The organism is Blautia sp. MB18-30, assembly GCF_023669475.1.
Lineage (GTDB): Bacteria > Bacillota > Clostridia > Lachnospirales > Lachnospiraceae > Blautia_A > Blautia_A fusiformis.
On the sequence record NZ_JAMOYY010000088.1, the window covers coordinates 1 to 1,366 of the forward strand.

Annotated in this window: 1 protein-coding gene; it reads right to left on the minus strand. The window is 28.8% G+C overall.

What is annotated here, in order from left to right; genetic code table 11:
* Positions 1-190: 190 nt before the first annotated feature.
* The gene (locus NCY57_RS16620; RefSeq protein WP_021651075.1) at positions 191-1,171 is read right to left on the minus strand and encodes a glycosyltransferase family 2 protein; all 981 of its coding nucleotides are present in this window, start codon (positions 1,169-1,171) and stop codon (positions 191-193) included.
* Between the last annotated feature and the right edge of the window lie 195 nt (positions 1,172-1,366).

Below are 1,366 nucleotides of genomic sequence, written 5' to 3' on the forward strand. Positions count from 1 at the left end.
AACCAAAGACATGCTATAACTTGTACTCCAGTTATTACAGAAAATGTAATAATCAAATAATTTGATACAGTAAAAAAAGATTGTCTTAATGTTTTGTTTATCCATAATAAAACTATCATTATTACAAGAAATACAATATACTCCAGTATCATCACACCCAAATTATCACCTCACAATCATATTCTTTACATCATAAAAATAATGCTACAAAAAACTCCCTTATTGCTCCTTTTTTTCCATTAAAATAATTTTCAAAATCTCCATTTTTCACATGTTTTTTTATAATTTTAATACGTGTTAATCTTTTTAAATTTTTATCACTTTCTACTAAATCTTTCCAAAACAAAATGCAAGCGTTTAATTTTTCTTGTTGCTGTTCAGAAAACATATAACCCATTTTATCTTTCAATTCAATATATCTGTTATATCGAATGATATGTGTCTCTTTAATAATTTTAAAATTATTTAGATAACTCTTTATTCTCGTTATTGAAGTTACGTTGCTCATACCGACAACATTATCTCCATGCTGTCGATATAGAAGTAATTTATCCTGACATGGGACAAGCCCCCCTCTGGCAACAGCTTTCCATGCAAGCCACCCATCATGAAGCCAACTAGATGGAATTTTCTCATTTTCTGAAAATAACTCCCGCTTAAATGCCATTGCTGCGCCCGTAACAAAACAACGGTTCAACATATATTCAAACCACTTATTTTCTTCAAGCATTTCGGTAGCAATTCCTACAGACTTCCACATATCACAATTCAATAGTTTTAAATTCTGATCTACTAATTCACCATTCGTAAATACAAGCAATGCTTTATTGTTATTTTCAAATATTTTGAGAATAATTTCAGCTTTGTTATTAACCCAAACGTCATCCTGATCAGATGTGAAAATTATATTTTCTGAACATCTTGAAATCGCATTACAAAAATTTTTAGTAACTCCATGAGTTCCTGTATTTTTCACAATTCTATATTTAACAGAACAATGACTTAATAAATTATCAACAATCTCTAAAGTCTGATCCTTTGAACCATCATCACTAATAATAATTTCTTTTGGCGGAATAGTCTGAGATAAAATACTATTTAACTGTTCTGCTATGTACCGCTCGCCATTATATGTACATAGCGCAACACTATAATTACAATTTGCTTTCATTTCCCTTCATCCTCTATATTTTTATTCACAATATAAATTCAAATCTATTTCCAATATCTTTCAACCAGAAAATTAATAGATTGGCTACACCATTTCTGTTTTCTTTGACTGGCTATTTTTCCTGTACTCTGATTTTCATTGTGAATTATTTTCAAATTTTTATCATAATATGATAAAAATTGATTTTCTTTTAAC